Here is a 21,975-nt window from a genome sequence, read left to right as displayed (position 1 = left end):
GCATCACTTCACCCCCAGGACGACGAACCAGAACAAGGCGGTCAGCAGTGCCGAGCCGACCAGGGTCATGTTCGCCCAGAATTTGTTGGTCGACAGCTCGAAGCCGGCGCCGATGTCCATCACCAGGTGGCGGATGCCGGAGAGCGTGTGCTGGAAGAAGGCCCAGGAAAGGCCGACCCCGATGACGATGCCGATCCAGCTCGTCGCCCAGGACACGAAGGTCCCATAGGCCTCGGGGCCGCTCGCCGCCGCGGCCAGCCACCACACCAGGGCGGCGGCGCCGATCGTGGCGAGGCCGCTCCCCGTCACGCGGTGAAGGATCGAGACCAGCATGTGCGGCCCCCATCGCCAGATCGTGAGATGCGGCGAGAGCGGACGCGATGGATTGCGGTGCATGAGGCGAAGCTCCCTGAAGACCGGCCGCTCTTAGGAAAGCGAGGAGCGGGAGACAAGCGGGCGATGCGGTCCCGATGGCTAACGCGATGTTAAACCTTTGGCTTCAGGAAAGTGGCCTTTCGGACCAGGTCTGATCAACGGGGATATTCATGGCGACGGAACAGGGGGCGGTGCAGCTGCAGGAGCGGATCGGACGATTCGATCCGGATGGGAGCCTGACCGAGGGCTGTCGCGAGCTGGTCGCGCTGTTCACCGCCCAGGGCGAGCGGATCGCCCGGGCGTTCGTCACGCATCTCGGCGAGGCGCATGTCGGGCCGACGCGATTCACCGCCGAAGAGCTCGACACGCTCGTCCCGATGATCCAGGCCTATCTCGTCACCAAGCACAGCAATCTGAGCGGGCAGGCATGGGCGGACACCGCCGCCGGCTTCATCCGCGACGCCGCGAAGCGCGACATCTCGCTCACCACCCTGCTCTCCTCGGTCAGCGCCGCCGCGCAGGAAGCGCATGCCGTCGTCATCGAGGACACCGGAGAGGATGTCGAGCGCCTCGCCCGCTTCGGCCGCTGCCTCACCGCCTGCACCCTGCTCGAGGCCGAGGTGTTCGCCGCCCAGTTCCGCCCAGTTCAGCAAGGAGATCGTCAGCGTCGCCGAGCGCACCGCCTCGGACAGCCAGATGCTGCGCGCCCAGGCCTCCGACGCCTCGGCGGCGGCGCGGGGCATGCTCGGCAAGACCAGCGAGGTCGCCGCGGCGGCCGAGCAGTCGGCGCTCGCCATGCGCGAGGCCGCCCAGACCGCGGCGGGCCTGATCCGCGCGATCGAGGACGCCCGCAACGAGGTCGAGGTCGCCGCCGGCGTCGCGACTCGCGCCGGCGACCAAGCCTTCCAGGCCGTCCAGGTCAGCCAGGCGCTCTCCTCCCACGTCGGCGCGATCGAATCGATCCTCGGCCTGATCCGCGACATCGCCGGCCAGACCAACCTGCTCGCGCTCAACGCGACGATCGAGGCGGCCCGCGCCGGCGACGCCGGCCGCGGCTTCGCCGTCGTCGCCCAGGAGGTGAAGTCGCTCGCCAGCCAGACGGCGCGCGCGACCGACGACATCGCCGGCAAGATCGCCGCCATCCAGCAGGCCGCCAAGTCGACTCTCGCCGCCAACGGCTCGATCCAGACCACGGTCGAGGAGGTCCAGCATTCCGCCGACCGCATTCGCGAGGCGATGGAGGTGCAGGCGCAGACCGTGACGATGATCACCGCCGCCGTCGACGAGACCGCCCTCGCCGCCGACTCGATGTCCTCGACGATCGCCGCGATCCGGCAGGACACCGAGACGGTCGCCAGCGAGATCGACGGGCTGACGAAGAATTTCGGCCATGTCGACGAGCAGATGGCCCGCTTCAAGGCCGCCACCACCCAGTTCGTCAACGGCTTCGCGGCCTAGGTCCCTCACCCTCCCTCTCCCCAAGCGGGAGAGGGGGCGACGATCAGGCCCAGCCCCCCTCTCCCTTCAGGCGAGAGGGAGGGGCCCGCCCGGCGCAGCCGGGTGGGAGGGTGAGGGCCCCTACCCCCTTCCAACCGTCCCGCGCTGCCGCTAGTCCGCGGCACATGACCCAGCGCAACATCCTCGTCACCGGCACCAGCCGGGGCATCGGCGAAGCGATCCTCGGCTCGCTCGCCGGCCACAATGTCGTCGGCCACTCCACCCGCGGCGGCGACGGCATGATCGCCGCCGATCTCGACCGGCCCGGCGCCGCCGAGGCCTTGTGGAGCGAGGCGCTGCAGCGGCTCGGCGGGCGGATCGACGTGCTGGTCAACAATGCCGGCATCTTCGAGCCGGCGCCGATCCAGGCCGAGCATGACGAATGGGTCGCCGCCTGGGAGCGGACGATGCGCGTCAACCTCACCGCCGCGGCCGAGCTCTGCCGCCTCGCCGTCCGCCACTTCCGCGACCACGGCCAGGGCGGACGGATCGTCAACGTCGCCAGCCGCGCCGCCTATCGCGGCGATTCGCCGAACCATTGGCATTATGCCGCGTCCAAGGCCGGCATGATGGGCATGACCAAGTCGATCGCCCGCGGCTATGCGGCCGAGAACATCCTCGCTTTCGCGGTCTGCCCCGGCTTCACCATGACCGGCATGGCCGAGGATTATCTGGAGAGCCGCGGCGGCGACAAGTTGCTCGCCGATATCCCGCTCGGCCGCGTCGCCGGCGTCGACGAGGTCGCCGAGACGGTCCGCTGGTTCGCGATCGATGCGCCGGACTCGGCGACCGGCGCGGTGATCGACGTCAACGGCGCCTCTTATGTCCGCTAGGTCGCGGACGGCGGAGCAGGCCGAGGACGGGGCCGGCAGCTGGAAGGCCTCCTTGCCCTGCTCCAAGGCCGAGGCCGAGGCGCTGCAGGAGGACATCTCGCCGCTCGCCTTGCTCGACGAGCCACCGGTGCTGATGTCGAGCGAGCCCGATCCGGCGCGGCCCGACGAATGGCGGCTCGACGCCTATTTCGCCGCCGAGCCGACGGCCGAGATGCTGGCGATGCTGCAGGCGCTGGCGCCGAGCTCCGCCGGCGCTGCCCCGACCGTGGAGAGAGTCGAGGCGCGCGACTGGGTGACGCTCAGCCAGCAGGGCCTGGAGCCGATCCAGGCCGGACACTTCTTCGTCCACACGCCGGCCCATCGCGACAAGGTGCCGGCCGATTCGATCGCATTCGAGATCGATGCCGGCCGCGCCTTCGGCACCGGCCAGCACGAGACGACCAGCGGCTGCCTCGTCGCTCTCAGCAAGCTCAAGGACCAGGGCATCCGCGTCTCAAACCTGCTCGACCTCGGCACCGGCACCGGCCTGCTCGCCTTCGCGGCGATGCGCCTGTGGCCGACTGCGCGCGCCGCCGCGTCGGACATCGATCCCGTCTCGATCGAGGTCACCGAGGAGAATGCGGCGATCAACCAGATCCGCGTCGGCCGCGGCCCGGGCCATGTCGAGCTCGCTGTCGCCGCCGGGCTCGAGCACGGCCGGCTGCGCCAGCGCGCGCCCTACGATCTGATCATCGCCAACATCCTCGCCGGGCCGCTGATCGAGCTCGCGCCCTCGGTCTCCAAGGCGCTGGAAGCCGGCGGCCGGCTGATCCTCGCCGGCCTGCTCGACAGCCACGCCGGAGCGGTCGCCGCCGCCTACCGCCGGCACGGCCTGATGCTGGGCTTCCGCGTCCAGCATGGCGAATGGCCGACCCTGGTCATGCGCAAGCGCAAGTCGCTCGGCTGGCGCTGATCCTCCCCGCTCGCGGGGAATGATCAGGCCGTCGTGCCCCCGGCACGACTGCAGCCTGCTGGGAGCAGGCTGCACCTGATCATCAACCGTCGATGATCATCGCCGTGAAGGCGAGGTGGATGCCGAGCAGGATCGCGAACACCACCGGGAAGTAGACGTATTTGTGCCGGAACCGCCGCGTGCGGTCGCGCAGGCTGGCGCGCGGAATGGTGTCCAGGAAGCGCATGAAGCGCAGCTGCTCGCCGAGGTCGGCGGCGCCGAACGGCACCGGCGGCACGATGTGCCTTTTGTGGCGCGCCCAGCGGCCCCCATAAGGTTCGACCAGCCCGTCGCTGTGCAGGACCAGATCGGGGGCCTTGCCGAGGTGACGCAGGACGATGATGTCGGTCTCGGTGTCCTTTCCGATCTCCGGCCGATAGCCCTTGCGGACCAGGGCGTGGAGACGCTCCAGAACCGGCGGCGGAGTCTCCGGACCGAGCACCTCGACCGTATAGGCTTGCGCCTTCAGTTCATGATCGACGATCTCGGTGCGCATGCCGCCTGTTCCCCTGTTGACCCGGGAGCCATAGCACCGACTGTGTTAGCCAGGCAATGCACCCGCGCAAAAAATGCGCGTCTTCAGGAGGATGACGCGACGATCGCGTTCCACCCGGCCTCGTCGATCACCTCGATGCCGAGCTCCTGCGCCTTCTTGAGCTTCGAGCCGGCACCGGGACCGGCGACCAGCAGGTCGGTCTTGGCGGAGACCGATCCGGAGACCTTGGCGCCGAGCCGTTCGGCCTGCGCCTTGGCCTCGTCGCGCGACAGCGTCTCGAGGCTGCCGGTGAACACCAGCGTCTTGCCGGAGACCGGGCTTTCCTTGGTTTCCCAGACGAGCGCGCTCGGGGCGACGCCGGCGGCGAGCAGATCGTCGACCACCGCGCGATTGTGCGGCTCCTCGAAAAAGTCGATCAGCGCGCCGGCCACCTCGCCGCCGACGCCCGGCGTCTCGATCACCGCCGCCGCCGCGGCGTCGCGGCGCTGGCGGAACTTGTCGTCGCTCTCGCCGAGCGCCTGGGTCACGTCCGCCCTGGCCGCCCGCGCGCGGTCGATCATCTCGCGACAGGCCTCGAACGTGCCGTAGCGACGGGCGAGATCGCGCGCGGTCACTTCGCCGACATGGCGGATGCCGAGCGCGAACAGGAAGCGGTCGAGCGGCGGCCGGCGGCGCTCGTCGATCGCGGCCAGCAGATTGTCGACCTTGGTCTCCGCCCAGCGCTCGCGCGACAGCAGCGTTTCGCGCTTCTCGTGCAGGCGGAAGATGTCGGCCGGCGAGGCGATGATGCCGTCGCGGAAGAAGTCCTCGATGTTGGTGATGCCGAGTCCGGTGATGTCCAGCGCGTGGCGCGAGGCGAAGTGGCGGAGCCGCTCCACCCTTTGCGCCGGGCAGACCAGCCCGCCGGTGCAGCGCACGTCGACCTCGCCCTCCTCGCGCACCGCCTCCGATCCGCATTCGGGGCAATGGTCGGGGAAGACATAGGCCGGCCGTTCCGCGTCCGGGGTCAGGTTCTGCAGCACCTGGGGGATGACGTCGCCGGCGCGCTGGATCAGCACGCGGTCGCCGGGCCGAACGCCGAGCCGGGCGATCTCGTCGGCATTGTGGAGGGTGGCATTGGTGACGGTGACGCCGCCGACGGTCACCGGGGTCAGCCGCGCGACCGGCGTCAGCTTGCCGGTGCGGCCGACCTGGACCTCGATCGCCTCGAGCAGGGTCTCGGCGCGCTCGGCGGGGACTTTGTGGGCGATCGCCCAGCGCGGCGCCCGCGCCACCTGCCCGAGCCGGCGCTGAAGCTCCAGCGAATCGACCTTGTAGACCACGCCGTCGATGTCGAACGGCAGGTCGGCGCGGCGGCTCTCGATGCCGCGATAATGGGCGAGGAGATCCTCCACCGATGTGAAGCGCTTCAGATCCTCCGAGACCGGCAGCCCCCAGGTCTCGATCGCTGCCATCACGCCGAGCTGGGTCTCGGCGGGCAGGGCCGAGACCTCGCCCCAGCCATGGGCGAGGAAGCGCAGCGGGCGCGCGGCGGTGACCGAGGCGTCGATCTGGCGCAGCGACCCCGCGGCAGCGTTGCGCGGATTGGCGAACTGGCGGTACTTGAGCTCGCCCTCGTGGTCCGGTCCCGCCTTCGCCTCGGCCTCCGCCTTCAGGCGCGCGTTCAAGGCCGCGAAATCCGCCTTGGACATGTAGACCTCGCCCCGCACCTCGAACACGGCGGGCACGTCGCCGGGCAGCCGTTCCGGTATGTCGCCGATCGTGCGGACGTTCTGGGTGACGTCCTCGCCCTGGGCGCCGTCGCCCCGGGTGGCGGCGAGCTTCAGCACGCCGCGCTCGTAGCGCAGCGAGCAGGACAGGCCGTCGATCTTCGGCTCCGCGGTGAGCGCAATCTCGGCATCGTCGGAGAGCTTCAGGAAGCGCCGGACGCGGCCGAGGAAATCCTCGACGTCTTCGGCCGAGAAGGCGTTGTCGAGGCTGAGCATCGGCAGTGCGTGCGGCACCTTGCGCAAGGGGCCGCTCGGCGCCGCCCCGACCTGGCGCGACGGACTGTCCTCGCGCACCAGGTACGGGAATTCCGCCTCGAGCGCGGCGTTGCGCCGGACCAGCGCGTCATAATCGGCATCGCTGATCTCCGGCGCGTCCTGGTCGTGGTAGAGCCGGTTGTGATGGGCGATTTCGCGGGCGAGCTTCTCCAGCTCGGCGGCAGCTTCGAGGTCGGTCATGACGCCGCGATAACAAGAAGCGCGGCGGGGAAGAAGACGCCGGAGCCTTATTCTCGTCATCCCGGCGAAAGCCGGGATGACGATTTAGGAAAAGCACTCCGCGAGGAACAGCTTGAGGCTTTCCCACGAGCGCCGTGCCGCCACCGCATTGTACAGCACCCCGTTCTCCGGCGCGTTGGCCTTGGGGTTGGTGAAGCCGTGCATCGTGCCGCCGTAGCCGTGGATCTGCCAGTCGGCGCCGGCGGCGCTCAGCTCCGCGGCGAGGGCGGTGACCGCCTCCGGCGGCACCATCGGATCGTCCCAGCCGTGATAGGCGACGACCTTCGCCCGGATCGGCGTCCCCTCCCGGTTGCCGGGCGCGCCGAACAGGCCGTGGAAGCTGGCGACGCCGCGCACGTCGGCGCCGGTGCGGGCGAGATCGAGGACGCACAGCCCGCCGAAGCAATAGCCGATCGCCGCCACCCGGGTCGCGTCGACTTCGGGAAGCGCCCGCACCGCCTCGACGATCGCCAGCATCCTGTCCTGCAGCCTCGCCCGGTCGTCGAGAAACGGCCGCATCAGCGCCGAGCTCTCCTCGCGCGTCCGGCCGAGCACGCCCTTGCCGTAGAGATCGGCGGCGAAGCCGGCATAGCCGAGGCCGGCGAGCCGCCCGGCCACCGCGACCTCGTTCTCGCCGCGACCCGCGAACGTGTGCAGCACGATCACCGCGGGGCGCGGTCCGGCGCCCTGGTCGACGGCGAGCACCCCCTCCAGCGCGGTGCCGTCGTGCGCGTGGCCGACGGTCCGCGTCGTGATCATGCCGCCTCCAGCAGCCGTCCGGCCTGCGCTCGGGCTTCGTCGGTCACTTCGGCACCCGAGAGCATGCGCGCGATCTCCTCGCGCCGGCGGCTGTCGTCGAGCAACTGGACGCTGGTGCGGGTGACGAGGCCGTGGCTCTTCTCGATGAAGAAGTGGCGGTTGCCGCGCGCGGCGACCTGCGGGCTGTGGGTGACGACCAGCAATTGCGCGCTGTCGGAGAGGCGATGAAGGCGCTCGCCGATCGCGCTCGCCACCGCGCCGCCGACGCCGCGGTCGATCTCGTCGAAGATCATCGTCGCCGCGCCGCCGCGCTCGGCCAGCGCCACCTTCAGCGCCAGGATGAAGCGGGAGAGCTCGCCGCCGCTGGCGATCTTGGCGAGCGGCGCGAACGGCGCGCCGGGGTTGGTCGAGATCTCGAACTCCACCCGGTCCTGGCCGAGCGGGCTCCACTGCGCCTCGGCCAGCGTCTCGACCACCGTGCGGAACTGGGCGGCATCGAGCTTCAGCGGCGCGAGCTCGCGCGCCACGGCGGCGTCGAGTCGCTCGGCGGCGGCGTGGCGCTGCACGGAAAGCGCCGCGGCGGCGGCCCGATAGGCGGAATGCGCCTCCGCCACCGCCTGCTCGAGCCGGTCGAGGCTGCGCGTCCCCGCCTCTAGCGCCGCCAGCTTGGCGGCGAGCTCCTCGGCGAGCGCCGGCAGCGCATCGGGATCTACGCGGTGCTTGCGCGCCACCGCCCGGATTTCGAACAGCCGCGCTTCCGCCTCCTCGAGCCGGGCCGGATCGTAGGCGAGCGCGTCCGCCGCTTCGGCGAGCCGGTCCTCGGCATCGGACGCCTCGATCAGCGCCCGGTCGAGCGCCGCGAGCGCCTCGCCGAGCCGATCGTGCTGGTCGGCGATCCGCTCGAGCCGCCGCGCGGCCTGGCGGAGCAGTGACAGGCCGCCGTCCGATCCGTCGAGATACTGGCCGACTGCGGCGATGTCCTCGGCAAGCCGCGCGCCTTTCTGCATATTGGCGCGGAGCGCGGCCAGCTCCTCCTCCTCGCCGGCCTGCGGCGCCAGGCGGCCGAGCTCGGCCGAGGCATGCTCGACGAACTCGCGGTCACGCTCCGCTGCATCGAGCGCGTCGCGGGCGCGGGCGAGCGCGTCTTCCGCCTCGCGCCAGCCGCGGTAGAGCCGCTCCGCCTCGCGGGTGTCGATTCCGCCGAACGTGTCGAGCAAGGCGCGGTGGCCGCGCGCGTTGAGCAGACCCCGGTCGTCGTGCTGGCCGTGGATCTCGACCAGGCTGGCGCCGAGCTCGCGCAGCAGGCCGACCGAGGCGGACTGATCGTTGACCAGGGCGCGACTGCCGCCGTCGGCCTTGACGATGCGGCGGATCACCAGCGGCTCGCCCGGCTCGCCGGCGAGGCCGTTCTCGCGCAGCAGCTCGTGCGCGGCATGGCCGGCGGGCAGCTCGAAGCTGACGCTGACCACCGCCTGCGCCTGGCCGGTGCGGACGAGGCCGCTGTCGGCGCGGGCGCCGAGCGCCAGGCCGAGCGCGTCGAGCAGGATCGATTTGCCGGCGCCGGTCTCGCCGGTCAGCACGCCGAGCCCGGGGCCGAACTCCAGGTCCAGGCTCTCGATCAGGACGACGTCGCGGATGGAAAGCCCGGTCAGCATGACGGCCCCCTCAGGCCGTCACCCCGGCGAAGGCCGGGGTCTCGGCGAGCAATGTCGTGACCTTCCGGGAAATCCCGGCTTTCCCCGGGACGGCGCCGGAAGCGCACCTCAAGCGGCAGGGGCCGGTGCGTGCTTCTGCACCAGCTCGTAGGCGCGCTCATACCATTTGGTGTTCGGATAATTGGCGCCGAGCACGGCCGCGGCGCGGCGCGCTTCCTCGGGGATGCCGAGCGCGAGATAGCTCTCGGTCAGCCGCATCAGCGCCTCGGGAGCGTGGCTGGTGGTCTGATATTCGTCAATCACCACCCGGAAGCGGTTGACCGCGGCCAGCCACTGGGCGCGGCGCTGGTAGAAGCGGCCGACCTCCATCTCCTTGCCGGCGAGGTGATCGCGGACGAGATCGATCTTCAGCCGCGCGTCGGCGGCGTAGCGCGTCGTCGGGTAGCGGCGGACCAGCTCGTTCAGCGCGTCGAGCGCCTGGCGGGTGGTCCGCTGGTCGCGGGTCACGTCCTCGATCTGCTCGTAATAAGAGAGCGCGATCAGATAATGGGCGTAGGGCGCGTCGCGGTTGCCTGGATGGATCGAGAGGAAGCGCCGGGCGGATTCGATCGACTTGGTATAGTCGCGCGCCGCGTAATAGCTGAACGCGCTCATCAGCTGCGCGCGCCGCGCCCAGACGGAATAAGGATGCTGCCGCTCCACCTCGTCGAACAGCGCCGCGGCCATCGCATATTGGCCGCCGTCCAGCCGCTGCTTGGCGAGGCTGTAGAGGGTGGTGACGTCGCGGGCGACATATTGCGTGTCGGCGCGGGTCTTCTTCCCGTTGCTGGCGCAGGCGGCGAGCGGGAGAACCATCGCCAGCATCACGGCGGCGGCAATCGGACGTGTCGAGGAACGGAGCATGGACGGCTTCTTAACGGAGGGTTTGGCCGGGGCCAAGCGGATACGGAGGGGTTGGCGTTCGGGCGATGACCCGCGGTTTAATGGTTCGCTTGTAGAGCGGGCGCGAATGCTGCGCGTCCTCACCCTCTCGACCCTCTTCCCGGACGCGCGACGGCCCACGTTCGGCGTCTTCGTCGAGCGGCAGACGCTCGGTCTCGCCGCCCGCGCCGATGCGGCGGTGGAGGTCGTCGCCGGCGTCGGGCTTCCGCCCTGGCCGCTCTCGCTCCATCCGCATTACCGCGACCGGCGCGCGCTGCCGCGCAAGGAGGAATGGAACGGTCTCGCCGTCCATCGCCCGCGCTTCCGTGTCGGACCCGGCCTTGCGGCGCGCTCGGGCCGCGCGCTGGCCGCGGCCGCCCTGCCGTGCCTCCGCCGCATCCGCGCCCGCTTTCCGTTCGACGTGATCGACGCCGAGTTCCTCTGGCCCGACGGCGTCGCGGCGATGCACCTGTCGCGGGCGCTCGGCATCCCCTTCTCGGTCAAGGCCCGGGGCAGCGACGTGCATTATTGGGGCACCCGGCCGGAGGTCCGCGGTCAGATCGTCGAGGCGGCGTACGCGGCCGGCGGCCTGCTCGCGGTCAGCGCTGCGCTGAAGGCCGACATGGCGGCCCTCGGCATGCCCGAGGATCGGATCCTGGTCCATCACACCGGCGTCGATCTCGCCCTCTTCGCGCCGCGCGACCGGACGGAGGCGAAGGCGGCACTCGGTATCGACGGCCCGCTGATCGCCTCCGTCGGCGCGCTGATCCCGCTCAAGCGCCAGCATCTGGTGATCGAGGCGCTCGCCACCCTGCCCGGCGTCCATCTGATCCTGGTCGGCGATGGGCCCGAACGGCGTCGGCTCGAGACGCGTGCCGCGTCGCTTGGCGTGGCCGACCGGGTGCGCTTCCTCGGCAACCGCCCGCACGCCGAGCTTCCGGCATTGCTCGCCGCCGCCGACGTCATGGTGCTCCCGTCGGAGCGGGAGGGCCTCGCCAACGTCTGGCTGGAATCGCTCGCCTGCGGCACGCCTGTGGTGATCACCGACGTCGGCGGCGCCCGCGAGGTGATCGATCGCCCCGAAGCAGGCACTCTGGCCGCGCCAAACTCCGCCGACCTCGCAAACGCCATCGCCGCGCTTCTCGCCGCCCCGCCCGCCCAGGAACGGGTGCGCAGAAGCGCCGAGAGGTTCGGCTGGGAAAAGAACAGCGACGCCCTGTTCGAGCATCTCAGCGCCGTAGCAGCGGCAACCTGACTAATCCTCCCTGTGGGCGGAGCCCATGGGGAGGATTATGATCGCCTAGGCGAGCGGCATCAGAGCGGCGGCGATCCAGCGTTCCTCGGCGCGCAGCAGGCCCCAGGTCCGCGCCGCGGCGCGGCTGTCCATCACCTCGACGCCGACGCCGCGCGCCTCGAGGCTGCGGATCAGCGCGCGGGCCGGGAAGCGGATCGTCGGGCCGGTGCCGAGCAGGATGAACTCGGGCGCCGGGTTCAGCGCCAGCACCGGCGCGAGGTCGCTTTCGGCGAGGTCGGCGACCGCCGGAGCGCGCCAGGCCTGCGCCCATTCCGGGGTCAGCAAGACGGCCGGATAGACACTGCCGTCGACCGAGAAGCCGCCCGCGGCGAAGCCCTGGACCAGCGGCCCCTGCGGGGAATCGGGATCGCGGTCGAGCCGCGGCATCCCCTATCACCCTTCGTTGAGGCTCGCGACCCGCTCGGCGCCGGGCGCGCCGGCGCTGGTCTTGGGCAGGAAGCTGTCGGCGCTGACGCCGAGCCAGACCAGGACCGGCGAGGAAATGTAGATCGAAGAATAGGTGCCGACGAAGATGCCGAGCAGGATCGCGATGGTCAGGCCGAAGATCACCTCCGGCCCGATCAGCAGCAGCGCGAGCAGCGCGAACATGATCGACAGCGAGGTCACCATCGTGCGCGACAGCGTCTCGTTGAGCGAGAGGTTGAGCAGCGGCACGATGTCCATCTTGCGGTATTTGCGCAGATTCTCGCGAATCCGGTCGTAGATCACCACCGTGTCGTTCAGCGAATAGCCGACGATGGTCAGGATCGCCGCGACGACGTTGAGGTTGAACTCGAGCTGGGTCAGCGAGAAGAAGCCGATCGTCATGCAGACGTCGTGGAACAGGGTGAGGAGCGCCCCGACGCCGAACTGCCATTCGAAGCGGAACCAGATGTAGACGGCGATGCCGAGCATCGCCAGCGCCACCGAGATCGCGCCCCATTTGTAGAGCTCGTTAGAGACTTTGCCCGAGACGCTGTCGACCGCGAACTTGGCGTCGGCATGCTTCGCCTGGATCGCCTTGCGAACCTTGGACGCCACGGCGGCGGCGGCCGCGTCCCCGCCCTCTTCGGGAAGACCCATGCGGATCGACAGGGTGTTGGGGTCGCCGAACTCCTGGATGCTCGCATCGCCGACGTTGAGCCCGCTGACGGTCGCGCGGACGTCCTCGATCGGCGCCTTCTTCTCGAACTTCACGGTGATCATCTGCCCGCCGACGAAATCGACGCCGAGGTTCAGGCCGCGTACCCCGACCAGGGCGATCGAGGCGATTGTGACGATGATCGACAGCACCAGCGCGACGTTGCGCCAGCGCATGAAGTTGATGTTGGTATTGTCCGGGACGAGCTTGAGGAGGCGCATCGGGGCGTTCCTAGATATGGAGTTCGGTGGGACGCGCGCGGCGCGCCCACAGAGCAACCAGCATGCGGGTGACGTTCACCGCGGTGAACACCGAGGTGACGATGCCGATCGAGAGCACGACCGCGAAGCCTTTGATCGGGCCGGTGCCGAACGTGTACATGATCACCGCCGCGATGACGTTGGTGATGTTCGCGTCGAAGATCGCGGTGCTCGCCTCGCGATAGCCGGCCTCGATCGCGTCGCGCACCTTCCGGCCGCTTCGCAGCTCCTCGCGTATTCGCTCGTTGATCAGCACGTTGGCGTCGACCGCGGCTCCGATGGTGAGCACGAAGCCGGCGATGCCTGGCAGGGTCAGCGAGGCGCCGAACACGGCCATGATGCCGAGGATCATCAGCGCGTTGAGGATCAGGCCGATCATCGCATAGACGCCGAAGCGGCCGTAGGTGATCAGCATGAACAGGATCACCGCCGCGGTGGCGACCGCCGCCGCGATCGTGCCCCAGTAGATCGAATCGCGCCCGAGCTCCGGGCCGATCGTCCGCTCCTCGATCACCCGCAGCTCGACCGGCAGCGCGCCCGAGGCGAGCTGGACGGCGAGCTGGTTGGCGGTCTCGACCGTGTAATTGCCCGAGATGATCGCGCCGCCGCCGAGGATCGGCTCGTTGATCGTCGGCGCGGAGAGGACGATGTTGTCGAGGACGATCGCGAACGGCTTGCCGACATTCTCGCGGGTGACGCGGGCGAAGGCCTTGGCGCCGGACTGGTCGAACGAGATGCTGACCACCGGTGCGTTGGTCTGGGGGTCATAGCTCTGGCGTGCGTCGGTGAGCTGGTCTCCGGTGACGATCGCCCGCCGCTTGACCGCGATCGCGCCGCCGCCCTGCATCGGCAGGACCTGGCTGCCGATCGGGGCGCGGCCCTGGATCAGTTGGTCGCGGGTCGCATTCTCGTCGACCATCTTGAACTCGAGGCGCGCGGTCTTGCCGATCAGCGCCTTCAGGCCCTCCGGATCCTGGAGGCCCGGAACCTGGACGAGGATCCGCTGCGCGCCCTGGCGGATCACGGTCACTTCCTTGGTGCCGCTCGGATCGATGCGGTTGTAGACGACCTCGCGCGCGCTCGCCATCGCGTCGTTCAGCGCCTTCTCGAGCCCGGCCTGGGTCGGCGCCATTACGATCCGGTTCTGGTCGAGAACGTTCACCGTCCAGTCGCGCGGGCCGAGGCCGACCGGCTGCGTCTGGCGGCGCGCGAAGTCGACCGCGGCGTCGATCTGGGCCGGGTTGCGAACCATGAAGGTCAGCCGGCCGCCGGCGTTGGAGATCTCGCCGATCTCGATCGGCGTCGATTCCCGCCGCAGGCCGACGCGGATCTGGTCCTCCATCTTCTCGAGCCGCTGCTTGGCGACGTCGCTGGTATCGGCCTCGAGCAGCAGGTGGCTGCCGCCGGCGAGGTCGAGGCCCAGGTTGATGCGGGCGCTCGGCAGCCAGGCCGGCCATTTGCCGACCTGCGACTCGGGCAGCAGGCTCGGCACGGCGAGCAGCACGCCGATCAGGCAGAGGAGGCTGATGCCCCAGACTTTCCAGCGCGGGAAATCGAGCATGTCAGTCGTTCGCCGGCTTGGTGCCGTGCGGGCGGACCTCGCTCAGCATCGTCTTGATCACGCGGACGCGGACGTTCTGCGCGATCTCGAGCTCGACCTCGGTCTCGTCGACTCGCGTCACCTTGCCGATCAGGCCGCCGGTGGTGACGGCCGTGTCGTTCTTCTTCACCGCGCCGATCATGTCGCGATGCTGCTTCATCCTCTTGCTCTGCGGACGGATCAGCAGGAACCAGAAGGCGACGAAGATCAGGACGAGCGGGAGGACCTGGGCGATGATGGCCCCGCCCCCGGAAGCGGCGGCGGCGCCGGTCGATGCATAAGCAGGCGATGCGAACATGGGATCTTACCTGGTGAGGGACCGGCGCTGGAACAAGCATCCGGATAAAGTGGCGGGCGGTTAACATGCGTTCGGCTGATTGTGCAAGCAGCCGCCGGGAAAGGGCGCGCCGGCGCGGCGGGCGCATCGTCCGGCTTGCGCTCTGACGCCGGCGGTTCTAGAGGCGCGGCTTCGGTTGCCGGGAAATCCCGGCCCGATCGGTCGGGGCGTAGCGCAGCCTGGTAGCGCATCACACTGGGGGTGTGGGGGTCGCTGGTTCGAATCCAGTCGCCCCGACCATTTTTCCTTCTTCGCCGCTGTCCGTTCGCGGGGCCCGCCCGGGCCTGGCGCGTCGCCGCATTGCAGCGCCTGCGCCTTGCTCCCACATGGAGCGCGCAACACACGCGGAGCAATCATGACGACGATCGTCTCGGTACGGAAGAACGGCAAGGCGGTGATCGCCGGCGACGGCCAGGTCTCGCTGCAATCGACCGTGATCAAGCCCAATGCGCGCAAGGTCCGGCGGATCGGCGACGGCTCGGTGATCGCCGGCTTCGCCGGCGCGACCGCCGACGCCTTCACCCTGTTCGAGCGGCTGGAGCGCAAGCTCGAGCAGCACCACGGCCAATTGATGCGCGCCGCAGTCGAGCTCGCCAAGGACTGGCGGACCGACAAATATCTGCGCAACCTCGAAGCGATGATGATCGTTGCCGACAAGGAGGCGACCCTGATCCTCACCGGCAATGGCGACGTGCTCGAGCCGGCGACCGGCGTCGCGGCGATCGGCTCGGGCGGCAATTTCGCGCTCGCCGCCGCCACCGCTTTGTTCGATTATGAGCAGGACGCCGAGACGATCGCGCGCAAGGGCATGAAGATCGCCGCCGACATCTGCGTCTACACCAACGAGAATCTGACGGTGGAGACGGTCGACACCGCCGGATGAGGGCTGGCTTCGGGGCGGAGGGGTATCGCACGGCGGCGCGCGATCGGCGACGTTGCGCTAGGTTAACGATCTTTTGACGCCGCTATCGTATATCTGCGTAGGTGGCGGGCGACGAGTGGGGTCGCCCGGCCAGCTGGGAGATCTCCATGTCCCCGATCAGCGACAATGACCTCGCCGATATCGAAGCCATCGCCGCCACCGGGCGGCCGATCCCCGGCCTGATCGTCCGCAGCATCATCCTGCGGCTTCGCGAGGCCGAGGCCGCGGCGAAGCTGCCCGAGGAAGAGCCCCGCCCGATCCTCGCCTGACGGGCGGCAGGGCTGGAGCGCCGGCCATCGACCCGGCGCGAAAACTCTCTATCGTGGCCGTGTGGAAACCGACCGCCGCACCCTGCTCGCCTCCGCCGCGCTCGGCGCCGGCGGGCTGCTGCTGCCCGGCTGCGCGACGACGGGGGCCACGCCTCCCGCCGCCGCGCCGACCGGCTGCCTTCCGCCGGTCGAGGTCTCCGAAAGCCGGCTGATCCGCACCGCGGTCGGGCTGCGCCCCTATCGCGCGCCGGGCTTCGTCGTCCGCGCCGAGGCGCTCGGCGACAAGAGGCTGGTCCACAATTACGGCCATGGCGGCGCCGGGATCACGCTGAGCTGGGGCAGCGCCCGGCTGGCGACCGCCCTCGGCCTGCCGGAACATCAGGGCGCCGTCGCCGTGATCGGTGCCGGCGTGATGGGGCTCACCACCGCCCGGCTGGTGCAGGAGGCCGGCTTCCCTGTGACGCTCTACGCGGCGGCGCTGCCGCCGGAGACCACGTCCAACGTCGCCGGCGGCCAGTTCCACCCGTTCGGCCATTTCCGCGAGGACGCGGTGACGCCGGAATGGCGCGCGCAGTTCCGCGCCGCTGCCGATTACAGCTGGCGGCGCTTCCAGATCATGATCGGCGACGATTACGGCATCCGCTGGCTGCCCACCTACACCGAGGCGAGCGCGCCCGAGTGGAAGCTGCTGCCCACCTTCCCGCCGGTCAACCGGGTGCTCGGCCGGGGCGAGCATCCGTTCCCGGTCGAGAGCATCGTCCGCTACGACACGCTTTACGTCGAGACCGGCCGTTTCCTTCGGCAGCTGATCCGCGACGTCGAGAGCAGCGGCGGCCGCATCGCGGTGCGATCGTTCGACAGCCCGGCCGCGATCGCGGCGCTTCCCGAACGGCTCGTGTTCAACTGCACCGGCCTCGGCGCCCGCGCTTTGTTCGGCGACGAGGCACTCCAGCCGGCGCGCGGCCAGCTCGCCATCCTGCTGCCGCAGCCGGAGGTGCGTTACGCCTTCACCGGCAGCGCCGGCTACATGTTCCCGCGTGCCGACGGCATCATCCTCGGCGGCACATTCGGGCTCGGCGACTGGTCGCTCGAGCCCGATCCGGCGACCACCGCGCGGATCCTCCGCCGCCACCAGGCTCTGTTCGAGGGGTTGCGCTGCACCGCTTGATTTGGCCGCGCCGGGAGCCATCTAGCGGATGATGACCTACCAGAATTCGATCGGCGGCGCCGCCGCCGCGCCCGCTCCCGACCTCAAGGCTGCGCTCACCCCCAAGGCGGTGGTGGCCGCGCTCGACGCGCACATCGTCGGCCAGACCGAGGCCAAGCGCGCGGTCGCCGTGGCGCTCCGCAACCGCTGGCGGCGCCAGCAGCTTCCCGAGGGCCTGCGCGAGGAAGTGACGCCGAAGAACATCCTGATGATCGGGCCGACCGGCTGCGGCAAGACCGAGATTTCGCGCCGGCTGGCGAAGCTCGCCGACGCGCCGTTCGTCAAGGTCGAGGCGACCAAGTTCACCGAGGTCGGCTATGTCGGCCGCGACGTCGAGCAGATCGCGCGCGACCTGGTCGAGGAGGCGGTGCGGCTCGAGAAGGAGCGGCGGCGGATCGCGGTCAAGGACGCCGCCGAGCAGGCGGCGATGGACCGGCTGCTCGACGCTCTGACCGGCAAGGGCGCCAGCGAGGCGACCCGCGAAAGCTTCCGCCAGCGCTTCCGCGAGGGCCATCTCGACGACAGCGAGGTCGAGCTCGAGCTGGTCGAGGCGCCGAACATGCCGTTCGAGGTGCCCGGCATGGGCGGCCAGGTCGGCATGATCAACCTCTCCGACATGATGTCCAAGGCGCTCGGCCAGCAGCCGCGCAAGCGCCGCCGGCTGAAGGTGCGCGAGGCCTGGGCCCGGCTGGTCGAGGAGGAGGCCGACAAGCGCCTCGACCAGGACGACGTGACCCGCACCGCCCTCGTCGACGCGGAGGCGAACGGCATCGTCTTTCTCGACGAGATCGACAAGATCGCCGTCTCCGACGTGCGCGGCGGCTCGGTCAGCCGCGAAGGCGTGCAGCGCGATCTGCTGCCGCTGATCGAGGGCACCACAGTCTCGACCAAATATGGTCCGATGAAGACCGATCACATCCTCTTCATCGCCAGCGGCGCCTTCCACGTCGCCAAGCCGTCGGATCTGCTGCCCGAGCTCCAGGGCCGGCTGCCGATCCGTGTCGAGCTGAAGGCGCTGACCGAGGACGATTTCGTCCGCATCCTGTCGGAGACCGAGGCGAGCCTCAGCGAGCAATATCGCGCGCTGATCGCCACCGAGGGAGTCGAGATCGCCTTCACCGACGACGGCCTCCGCGCGATCGCGCGCATCGCCGCCGAGGTGAATGCGCAGGTCGAGAACATCGGCGCCCGGCGCCTGCAGACGGTGCTCGAGAAGTTGCTCGAGGACGTCAGCTACGAGGCCGCCGAGCGCGCCGGCGAGACCGTCACCGTCGATGCCTCCTATGTCGAGAAGCAGCTCGCCGAGATCGCCCGCAACACCGATCTGAGCAAGTACGTGCTCTAATCCTCCCGGCTTCCCGGGGAGGGGGACCGCCGCCGAAGGCGGTGGTGGAGCAGGTTCGGAGACTCGCACGACCCTGGTCAGTGCAGGGCTCACAACCCCCTCCACCGCTCGCTGCGCGATCGGTCCCCCTCCCCGTCCCGGGGAGGATCAGTGATCCCGGCCTTCCTTCGGGTTCACCCCGCCCGCGACGCCGCCGTCATTCTCGGTATCGCCTTCGACCGTATTGTCGCCTTCGATCAGGTTCGCGTCGTCCGCACTCTGCCGTGCGAACAGGCCGGCCGACTGGCCGATGCCGGGGTTCCGCTTGAGATCGTCCTGGAGGTCCACGGGGGTCTCGTCGGGTCGCAAATGCTTGTTGCTCATCGTCGCTCTCCTTCGGCCCGGAAACGCCCGCCGCGGCGACATGTTCTGCGACCCGCGACCAGCCGCCCAAAGCGCGCCGCAGCCTGAACCGGTCGTTGTTTTAGGTTAATGAAACTGCACCCATAACGCCGGCGTTGAGGCGACAAGATCCAACAGTGAGGAAGCGTTATGCGTAAAGTCACCCTTGCCCTGCTGGCGGCCACCATGGCGATGCCGGTGATGCCTGCCAGCCCGGCCTTCGCCCGGGACGACGGTTATTACAACGGAAAGGTCTGGCGCGATTCCCAGGGCCGCCTGCGCTGCAAGCGGAAGAACGGAACCACCGGCCTGATCGTCGGCGCCGGTGCCGGCGCCCTCGCCGGCCGCGCGATCGACACCCGCGGCGAGCGCACCACCGGCACCGTGGTCGGCGCCGTGGCCGGCGCGCTGGTCGGCCGCGAGATCGACCGCAGCCGCGGCCGCCGCTGCCGCTGAGCAGCTTATTTCGTGAAGCGTAGGGAGCGGGGCGTCGAAAGGCGCCCCGCTCTTTTCGTGCCCGCCGCTCTTTTCACGCTGCGAGGGACCCGTCCTTGGTGCGCCGCGTTAGCCGCCTCTCACCACAGGAGGCGCCGGTGCGCATTCATCACCTCAATTGCGGTACCGATTGCCCGCTCGGCGGCGCCTTGTTCGACGGGCGCAGCAAGGGCGTGACCGGCCACCTCGTCTGCCACTGCCTGCTGATCGAGACCGGCGAGGGGCTCGTCCTCGTCGACACCGGCTACGGCCTGAGGGACGTCGATCACCCCCACCGGCCGCCCCATCCGCGCATCACCAAAACGATGCGCGGTCTCCTCAACATCAAGCTTCGCGAGGAGGAGACCGCGATCCGGCAGATCGAGCGGCTCGGCTTCTCGGCCCAGGACGTGCGCCACATCCTCCTCACCCATCTCGATTTCGATCACGCCGGCGGGCTCGAGGACTTCCCCGACGCGACCGTGCACGTGATGGACGCCGAATACAGCGCGGCGACCGGTCCCCGGCCGGGCTTCGTGCTCCGCAACCGCTATCGCCCCGCGCAATTCGACGAGGTGCGCCGCTGGAAGCGCTACAGCGGCCAGGGCGAGGCCTGGTTCGGCTTCCCGGCAGTGCGCGCGCTCGAAGGGCTGCCGCCGGAGATCCTGTTCGTGCCGCTCCCCGGCCACACCTGGGGCCACGCGGGGATCGCCGTCCAGTCCGGCGGCCAATGGCTGCTCCACGCCGGCGACGCCTATTTCTATCGCCACGAGGTGCGCCGGCTGAAGCGCCGCTGCACTCCGGGCCTGCGCGCCTATCAGACGATGATGGAGGTGGACCGCGCCGCGCGGCTCGCCAACCAGGAAAGGGTGCGGCGCCTCTCCGTCGAGCATGGCGCCGAGGTGCGGGTGATCTGCGCCCATGACGTCGCGGAATTCGAGGCCTGCGCGGCCGGCCGTCCGCTCTGAAGGCAGGCGGGCGCGCCAGAGCGGGCTTCGGCACATCCCGCCGGACCCATCGACCAGGAATTCAAAAGCTCCGGTCGGGCTGAGCCTGTCGAACCCTCTTCCTGACCCGGACGGGGCAGCAGAACGGGGGCTTCGACGAGCTCAGCCCGAACGCGCTCGTGCGTTCGGGCTGCTGCTCGAGAACGGAGGCGCCGCGGCTCAGCCCTGGCCGCTGCTCCCGCCGCCGCCGCCGGCCGTGTCGCCGCCGCTGCTGCCGGTCGAGGCCGAGGCGCCGGCCGTGCCGCCGCTCTTGCGCCGGCTGCCGCCGCGCGAACCGGATGCCGCCTTGGCGCCCGAGCTGCCCGACGAGCCGCTCGCGCCGGAGCGCCCGCGCCCGCCGCTGGTCTTCGCCGCGGCGCCCGCCGCGCCGCTCGCCGCCGCCTTGGCTTTCGTGCCGGTGCTGCTGCCGCCGCCCTTCTTCGCGCCGCCGCTGCCCGACGAACGGCTGCTCGTCTTCGCCGTACCGCTGCTCGCGCCGGCGCTGCTCGCCTTGCTGCGGGCGCGGCTGGTCGAGGTCTTGGCGCGGCTGCTCGCGCCCGCCGCCTTGCGGCCGCCGCTCTTCTTCGCCGTGCCGCTGCCGCTCGAGCGGGCGCTGCTGCTGCCGCCGGAGCTTGATGCCGTGGAGCCGCCGCTCTCGCCCTCGCCGACGCTGAGCATGCGGCGCACCGCGTCGGTCGCCGCCGAGACGATCGCCGCGCCGATCTTCGACGCGCTGTCGGCCGCGGCGCTGGCGGTGTCGAGCGCATCGCTGCTCGCGTCGCGCACCGTCTTGCGGACGCGCGCATTGGCGGTGAGCGCCGCCGCGGCGGCGACCAGGCCGGCCGCCATCATCGAGCGCGCCACCGGATTCTGCGCGAGCTCGGCGGCGCGCTGCCCCGCCTCCTTCAGCGCGTCGGGAAAGGCGGCAGCGGAGGTCCAGCCCTCGTCCTTGCCCTTTTTCTTGGAGCCGTTCTGATTCGCATCGTCGGAGTTAGAGTTCGCCATACCCAGTCTCCCTCTCGTAACTGATGCGTAACAGACGAGCGGAGGGCTGAACAGTTCCCTCTTCCCCTCTCCCTTACAGGGATGCGCTGGGTGCAGGCTGCCCCGCAGCCTGCAGTCGTGCCGGGCGCGCGACGTCCGCGCATCATGGCGAGCGACGCGAACAAGGAGAGGGGGAGTCGGCCAGGCGCGCGGCCTCGTCGGCCATTGCCTTGCACTCTCGTCCCCTCTCCCCAACCCTCTCCCCTGAAGAGGAGAGGGAGATAGCTTACCTCTGCGTCTCTTCCCGCTCGAACTCTTCCGCCTCGCTCTGGCCGCGGTCCTGGTGCTCGGCCTGGTCGTCGGCGAACTCGCTGACGCTGCTCGATCCGTCGAACATCACGCCGCGTCCGCCGCCCTGCTCCTCGTCGAAGCGCTCGCCGCGCGACTGGCCGGACGGGGCGCGGCCGATCTCGCTGCTGTCCTCGGACCGGCCGCCCTCGCTGAGGTCGCCGCCGGCGAGGCCGGACTGGCTGCCCTGCGCCGGCTGGCCCTCGCGCTGCATCGTCACGTTCTGCGACTGGCCGTAGCCGCCGGTGCCGCTGGAGCCGCCGGCGTTGCTCCGGTCGCTGGCGGTGGTGCCGCCGCCGACCGGTTCGGCCTGGGCCTGGTTCATGTTGCCGCCGAACTCGCCCGAGCCGCCGCCCGATTGCGACTGCTGGAGGTCGCGCCCGCTCATGCCGGTGTCTTTGTCGTTCGCCATCGTCACTCTCCTGTCTGTTCGTCGTCGACATTCTCGGCGCGGCCGAGATCGTCATAGCGGTAGCGCTCCCCGTCGGGCGCGGTCGCGTCGCGCCCGGGCTGGACGACGCCGCGCGGATCGTCGCCGCGGCCCTTCTCCGCCTCGACGCTCTCGGGGATCTCGTGGTGGCGGGCCTCGTCGCTGCCCGGCGTCGGATGGCCGCTGCCTTCCCTGCCTGCGCTCAT

General features: G+C 70.2%; 24 protein-coding genes, 1 tRNA gene and 1 pseudogene. 11 read left to right on the top strand and 15 right to left on the bottom strand.

Annotation, left to right across the window (positions count from 1 at the left end; genetic code table 11):
- Window positions 1-3 precede the first annotated feature (3 nt).
- On the bottom strand, window positions 4-396 hold the full coding sequence (gene sdhC, locus E2493_RS07925; protein WP_135085482.1) for a succinate dehydrogenase, cytochrome b556 subunit: 393 nt from the start codon (window positions 394-396) through the stop codon (window positions 4-6).
- 134 nt (window positions 397-530) lie between these two features.
- Complete coding sequence (locus tag E2493_RS22230) at window positions 531-1,118, bottom strand: hypothetical protein (protein WP_404828301.1); 588 nt, start codon at window positions 1,116-1,118, stop codon at window positions 531-533.
- Here E2493_RS22230 and E2493_RS22225 point away from each other — a divergent pair.
- From E2493_RS22225 to E2493_RS07910, 3 genes and pseudogenes are all read left to right on the top strand, one after another.
- A pseudogene (locus E2493_RS22225) lies at window positions 1,099-1,833 on the top strand (methyl-accepting chemotaxis protein); the annotation flags it as partial. The gene E2493_RS22230 and the pseudogene E2493_RS22225 sit on opposite strands and share 20 nt — an antisense overlap.
- Window positions 1,834-1,997: 164 nt before the next feature.
- Window positions 1,998-2,705, top strand: a complete 708-nt coding sequence (locus E2493_RS07915) for an SDR family NAD(P)-dependent oxidoreductase (RefSeq protein WP_135085481.1) — start codon at window positions 1,998-2,000, stop codon at window positions 2,703-2,705.
- Window positions 2,695-3,657 (top strand): 50S ribosomal protein L11 methyltransferase, encoded by a 963-nt coding sequence (locus E2493_RS07910; RefSeq protein ID WP_135085480.1) that lies wholly within the window; start codon window positions 2,695-2,697, stop codon window positions 3,655-3,657. Before E2493_RS07915 ends, E2493_RS07910 begins: the two co-directional genes overlap by 11 nt.
- Before the next feature lie 82 nt (window positions 3,658-3,739).
- Here the strand turns inward: E2493_RS07910 and E2493_RS07905 are convergent, their stop codons facing one another.
- From E2493_RS07905 to E2493_RS07885, 5 genes are all read right to left on the bottom strand, one after another.
- Window positions 3,740-4,192: a hypothetical protein gene (locus E2493_RS07905; RefSeq protein WP_135085479.1), complete on the bottom strand. Its 453-nt coding sequence runs from the start codon at window positions 4,190-4,192 to the stop codon at window positions 3,740-3,742.
- 83 nt (window positions 4,193-4,275) lie between these two features.
- Complete coding sequence (gene ligA / locus E2493_RS07900; RefSeq protein WP_135085478.1) at window positions 4,276-6,417, bottom strand: NAD-dependent DNA ligase LigA; 2,142 nt, start codon at window positions 6,415-6,417, stop codon at window positions 4,276-4,278.
- Window positions 6,418-6,501: 84 nt separating this feature from the next.
- The gene (locus E2493_RS07895; protein WP_135085476.1) at window positions 6,502-7,215 is read right to left on the bottom strand and encodes a dienelactone hydrolase family protein; all 714 of its coding nucleotides are present in this window, start codon (window positions 7,213-7,215) and stop codon (window positions 6,502-6,504) included.
- Window positions 7,212-8,870 carry a DNA repair protein RecN gene (recN, locus tag E2493_RS07890; protein ID WP_135085474.1) on the bottom strand — a complete coding sequence of 553 codons (1,659 nt, stop codon included), beginning with the start codon at window positions 8,868-8,870 and terminating at the stop codon, window positions 7,212-7,214. Before recN ends, E2493_RS07895 begins: the two co-directional genes overlap by 4 nt.
- A 108-nt stretch (window positions 8,871-8,978) precedes the next feature.
- Window positions 8,979-9,773 carry an outer membrane protein assembly factor BamD gene (locus E2493_RS07885; RefSeq protein ID WP_135085472.1) on the bottom strand — a complete coding sequence of 265 codons (795 nt, stop codon included), beginning with the start codon at window positions 9,771-9,773 and terminating at the stop codon, window positions 8,979-8,981.
- A 106-nt stretch (window positions 9,774-9,879) separates the two neighbouring features.
- Here E2493_RS07885 and E2493_RS07880 point away from each other — a divergent pair, with 106 nt between their 5' ends.
- Window positions 9,880-11,046, top strand: a complete 1,167-nt coding sequence (locus E2493_RS07880) for a glycosyltransferase (protein ID WP_135085470.1) — start codon at window positions 9,880-9,882, stop codon at window positions 11,044-11,046.
- 45 nt (window positions 11,047-11,091) lie between these two features.
- Here the strand turns inward: E2493_RS07880 and E2493_RS07875 are convergent, their stop codons facing one another.
- From E2493_RS07875 to yajC, 4 genes are read right to left on the bottom strand one after another with little or no spacing between them, the layout of a single operon-like run.
- Window positions 11,092-11,472 carry an Mth938-like domain-containing protein gene (locus E2493_RS07875; protein ID WP_135085468.1) on the bottom strand — a complete coding sequence of 127 codons (381 nt, stop codon included), beginning with the start codon at window positions 11,470-11,472 and terminating at the stop codon, window positions 11,092-11,094.
- A gap of 6 nt (window positions 11,473-11,478) precedes the next feature.
- A complete protein-coding gene (gene secF / locus E2493_RS07870) occupies window positions 11,479-12,447 on the bottom strand; it encodes a protein translocase subunit SecF (RefSeq protein WP_135085466.1) in 969 nt (322 codons plus the stop codon).
- Between the two features lie 10 nt (window positions 12,448-12,457).
- Window positions 12,458-14,047 (bottom strand): protein translocase subunit SecD, encoded by a 1,590-nt coding sequence (gene secD, locus E2493_RS07865; RefSeq protein WP_135085464.1) that lies wholly within the window; start codon window positions 14,045-14,047, stop codon window positions 12,458-12,460.
- A 1-nt stretch (window position 14,048) separates the two neighbouring features.
- Window positions 14,049-14,384 carry a preprotein translocase subunit YajC gene (gene yajC, locus E2493_RS07860; RefSeq protein ID WP_135085462.1) on the bottom strand — a complete coding sequence of 112 codons (336 nt, stop codon included), beginning with the start codon at window positions 14,382-14,384 and terminating at the stop codon, window positions 14,049-14,051.
- A gap of 202 nt (window positions 14,385-14,586) precedes the next feature.
- Here yajC and E2493_RS07855 point away from each other — a divergent pair.
- The 5 genes from E2493_RS07855 (at window position 14,587) to hslU (ending at window position 18,166) form a co-directional block, all read left to right on the top strand.
- A tRNA-Pro gene (locus tag E2493_RS07855) sits at window positions 14,587-14,663 on the top strand.
- A gap of 115 nt (window positions 14,664-14,778) precedes the next feature.
- Window positions 14,779-15,306, top strand: coding sequence for an ATP-dependent protease subunit HslV (gene hslV, locus E2493_RS07850; RefSeq protein ID WP_135085460.1), 528 nt, complete (start codon window positions 14,779-14,781; stop codon window positions 15,304-15,306).
- Between the two features lie 146 nt (window positions 15,307-15,452).
- Window positions 15,453-15,614 (top strand): hypothetical protein, encoded by a 162-nt coding sequence (locus E2493_RS21160; RefSeq protein ID WP_167737444.1) that lies wholly within the window; start codon window positions 15,453-15,455, stop codon window positions 15,612-15,614.
- Between the two features lie 61 nt (window positions 15,615-15,675).
- The gene (locus E2493_RS07845) at window positions 15,676-16,782 is read left to right on the top strand and encodes an FAD-dependent oxidoreductase (RefSeq protein WP_225421223.1); all 1,107 of its coding nucleotides are present in this window, start codon (window positions 15,676-15,678) and stop codon (window positions 16,780-16,782) included.
- Between the two features lie 31 nt (window positions 16,783-16,813).
- The gene (hslU, locus tag E2493_RS07840; protein ID WP_135085458.1) at window positions 16,814-18,166 is read left to right on the top strand and encodes an ATP-dependent protease ATPase subunit HslU; all 1,353 of its coding nucleotides are present in this window, start codon (window positions 16,814-16,816) and stop codon (window positions 18,164-18,166) included.
- Window positions 18,167-18,313: 147 nt separating this feature from the next.
- Here hslU and E2493_RS07835 read toward each other — a convergent pair whose 3' ends face one another.
- On the bottom strand, window positions 18,314-18,529 hold the full coding sequence (locus E2493_RS07835) for a hypothetical protein (RefSeq protein ID WP_135085456.1): 216 nt from the start codon (window positions 18,527-18,529) through the stop codon (window positions 18,314-18,316).
- 168 nt (window positions 18,530-18,697) lie between these two features.
- On the opposite strand from E2493_RS07835, the gene E2493_RS07830 reads away from it, so the two are divergent.
- A complete protein-coding gene (locus E2493_RS07830; protein WP_135085454.1) occupies window positions 18,698-19,003 on the top strand; it encodes a glycine zipper 2TM domain-containing protein in 306 nt (101 codons plus the stop codon).
- Between the two features lie 137 nt (window positions 19,004-19,140).
- Complete coding sequence (locus tag E2493_RS07825) at window positions 19,141-19,989, top strand: MBL fold metallo-hydrolase (protein WP_135085451.1); 849 nt, start codon at window positions 19,141-19,143, stop codon at window positions 19,987-19,989.
- Between the two features lie 198 nt (window positions 19,990-20,187).
- Here E2493_RS07825 and E2493_RS07820 read toward each other — a convergent pair whose 3' ends face one another.
- The 3 genes from E2493_RS07820 to E2493_RS07810 form a co-directional block, all read right to left on the bottom strand.
- On the bottom strand, window positions 20,188-21,012 hold the full coding sequence (locus E2493_RS07820) for a hypothetical protein (RefSeq protein ID WP_135085449.1): 825 nt from the start codon (window positions 21,010-21,012) through the stop codon (window positions 20,188-20,190).
- 265 nt (window positions 21,013-21,277) lie between these two features.
- Window positions 21,278-21,751 carry a hypothetical protein gene (locus tag E2493_RS21155; protein WP_167737443.1) on the bottom strand — a complete coding sequence of 158 codons (474 nt, stop codon included), beginning with the start codon at window positions 21,749-21,751 and terminating at the stop codon, window positions 21,278-21,280.
- Between the two features lie 2 nt (window positions 21,752-21,753).
- A complete protein-coding gene (locus E2493_RS07810; protein WP_135085446.1) occupies window positions 21,754-21,975 on the bottom strand; it encodes a hypothetical protein in 222 nt (73 codons plus the stop codon).

Source organism: Sphingomonas parva (ex Maeng et al. 2020), from assembly GCF_004564275.1.
GTDB lineage: Bacteria > Pseudomonadota > Alphaproteobacteria > Sphingomonadales > Sphingomonadaceae > Allosphingosinicella > Allosphingosinicella parva.
The sequence above is the reverse complement of the archived record's forward strand: the minus strand, read 5'-3'. Positions and strand labels throughout refer to the sequence as shown.